Source organism: Armatimonas sp. (genome assembly GCF_043760365.1).
In the GTDB taxonomy this organism is placed as follows: Bacteria; Armatimonadota; Armatimonadia; order Armatimonadales; family Armatimonadaceae; genus Armatimonas.
The window spans coordinates 1-2498 of record NZ_JAYUPA010000005.1; the positions used below are offsets into that span (position 1 = coordinate 1).

At 56.9% G+C, this 2498-nt stretch carries 5 protein-coding genes; 3 read left to right on the plus strand and 2 right to left on the minus strand.

The features are described from left to right. Positions 1-182 precede the first annotated feature (182 nt). Together ACH2EH_RS00090 and ACH2EH_RS00095 are read right to left on the minus strand one after the other, a co-directional pair. A complete protein-coding gene (locus tag ACH2EH_RS00090) occupies positions 183-497 on the minus strand; it encodes a hypothetical protein (RefSeq protein WP_395137604.1) in 315 nt (104 codons plus the stop codon). A 139-nt stretch (positions 498-636) separates the two neighbouring features. After that, a complete protein-coding gene (locus ACH2EH_RS00095) occupies positions 637-849 on the minus strand; it encodes a hypothetical protein (protein ID WP_395137605.1) in 213 nt (70 codons plus the stop codon). Positions 850-1280: 431 nt separating this feature from the next. Between ACH2EH_RS00095 and ACH2EH_RS00100 the strand changes: the two genes are divergently transcribed. From ACH2EH_RS00100 to ACH2EH_RS00110, 3 genes are all read left to right on the plus strand, one after another. Beyond that, positions 1281-1688: a helix-turn-helix domain-containing protein gene (locus ACH2EH_RS00100; protein ID WP_395137607.1), complete on the plus strand. Its 408-nt coding sequence runs from the start codon at positions 1281-1283 to the stop codon at positions 1686-1688. 10 nt (positions 1689-1698) lie between these two features. Further along, positions 1699-2277 (plus strand): restriction endonuclease, encoded by a 579-nt coding sequence (locus tag ACH2EH_RS00105; RefSeq protein WP_395137608.1) that lies wholly within the window; start codon positions 1699-1701, stop codon positions 2275-2277. A gap of 16 nt (positions 2278-2293) precedes the next feature. Next, positions 2294-2498, plus strand: a 205-nt coding sequence (locus ACH2EH_RS00110; RefSeq protein WP_395137610.1) for a metal-dependent hydrolase, incomplete at its 3' end; no start/stop codon positions are given.

Sequence of the window (2498 nt, forward strand, 5' to 3'; positions counted from 1 at the left end):
GGTTGTAAAGATTCACGCGGCGTGGGGCCTCTTGGGTTTATCGAGGGGCCGTTGCCTCGCCGCGCTGGACGAGAATACGATGAGGGCGTGAAAACTCAAACGAGACTGAACTAAAATCCATTAAAGTAGCGCTCTGGGAGCATAAAAAAAGCCTGACTTGGTTCAGTCAGGCGAAGCAGTGCTCAGTGTTCAGGATTGGGGTGTTCAACATAGAGCGGGTTGAAGCAGGGTAAAACCCACCGGCGACGCCACCGAACTGCTAGAGCGATAAAGAGCGAACTGTCTCCTTTATCATGCCAAGCAGCATTGGCCTCTTCCAGCGTCTCGAAGGTACCACCACTGGGCAAGAGCTTTCCTGATGGCTGGAGCCTGTAGCCGAGAGCGTACTTCCCGGCTAATGGCTCGCTCGCGGGAGAGCTGGTAAGCGGCAGGGTCAGCCTTACGCTTGCCGTAGCCCGTCCAAGGTGGTTGGGCGCGTCTGGCTTCGCGCTGCTCATGCAAGATCGCGTACCTGAAAGCATCGGATGCCTTCTCCCTCGCAATGGCTTTAAGACTCTCCGCATCACGGGGAAGCTCCTCAAAGATCGTGACATGAGGCAGGCTCGCTGCCCCACGCTTATAGCCGAACGTGTGGCACTAGGGGCTGTGGCGTATGTAGTTGCAGATGCCTTCTGTCTCGTCGGGAAACGTGACCTGGCACTCGTACCACTTCAGGTGGAAGCGGTGCAGCCTCTTGGCTTTCCAGCCATCAGGAGCGTCCGTGACGACGCAGGTCTTGAGGGCGAGGGCTTTGAGTTCTCGCTCCAGCTCGCCGGGCTGAAACGTGGTGTAGGTCGGGTGTCGGGCCATAGGGCCGTGCCTCCTTGTTTTGGGTGTCCCAGGTTGTTGGGCCTGAGCGAGAGGCAACGCTAAAGCAAAACGGTCAAAAATGCAACGTGACTGAACTAATGACAAAGTTCTCGAAAATCTATCGCCAATCGTGGAGCTCGGATCGAATAGTCGAGAACTCAGAAAAGGGTGCGATTGGTTCAGTGACGTTGCATGTTCGGTCTTCGTTCGGGCAAGATATCCAGGTCAAGCGCAAGATAACTAAAGCCACATACAAGGCTTTCAGGTCATGAGCTTGATGGCTCTGATTTCGTCGGAGCTGCCTAACCTATCCGTAACTTTAAGCCCCTATGTCCAAGTCGGACATTTCTATGCCCAAGCCAGGATCAAGACCCAGACCCGAATCAAGACCCGTTGACGCTCGCAAGCGTCCCCGCCAAACCTCAGTCCTAATGGTCAGGCCAAAGATTGCCACCAATCGACTCCGAGCGATCCTGATGCACATTCCTTACTACTGCACTGCTCCCAAAGCACTACTTGCCTTAGATACAGGAATCTCACAGAACGCTGTCTCACGGATCGTGCGCGGGAGGCTCAAGCCCAGCCGCATCACTGCGGAGCTGATCTGCCGAGCCATCAGCAGACGCGGCCCGAGGAAGTTGCCTCTACTGGAAGTTTTCTCCGTGGATGGGAGCTATCCGACGGCCTCCGCTTGTGGGCTGATGGGCTGCAAGGGGTGTCTCCCCCCAGAAGCCTGGGACGAGCACCGAGGTCAGCTCAGGCCCGAGTGGCAATATCAAAAACCAGGGGAGTGGTCCCGCCGCGAAGCTGACCCAACCTCACCTGGTCAAATCATTTAACGCCTATTTCATGAATACGAAAACCCCGAATAAACTCCGGCAGCGGTTGCTAGAGCTGCCCTTTGATGCCTATCTTAATGTCATTGCGCTTCTGCTCACCAAGCTCGGCTACAAAGACGTTCGGCTCTCTGGTCGCATGGACTGGAAAGGCCGCAACCGAGGTGGTGGCTTCGATCTCGTTGCCAGCATTGGTGGCGAGCTTTCCTCACGGACGGTGGTCGCCCAAGTCAAGCAGTTTGATGCAGATTCTCGCGTCTTCCAGCGCCAGGCCGACGAGCTGCGCGGGGTGGCGATTAGGTCCGGTGCTGCCGAGGCCCTTCTCATCACCAGCGGCCCACTCTCAGCCTCGATAGACCAGGAAGGGCTGGCCCTGCCACTGGCTCCCGTGCGAGTGATCGGCGGCGATCAGCTCGTGGAGCTACTAAGCACCCATCAGATCGGTGTCACCGCAAACAGGGGCCTCGATGAGGCTCTCTTCAAGCGATTGGAACAAGAAGCTGTTGGCAACCGCCAAAGCGACTGCCTGGGAGCCAAGAGCGAGCTACTGCTCACCGTTGCGGTGACGCGTGTCCCTCGGTCTCGTTCATGACTACAATCTCTTCTCTATGACGTGGCGCACTCACGTCATGGCGGGAATCGTCAGCCTCTACGGGCTACCACCTGGCCTTCCCTTCGACTCGATGTCGCTGGCGATTCTCTTTGCTGTCATTGGAAGCCTACTGCCTGACCTCGATGCCAGGGAGTCCAAACTCTCCAACATAGCCATTGGTGGCGTAGCTCCCTTGAAGCTCGTCGCCCGTTTACTCAGCC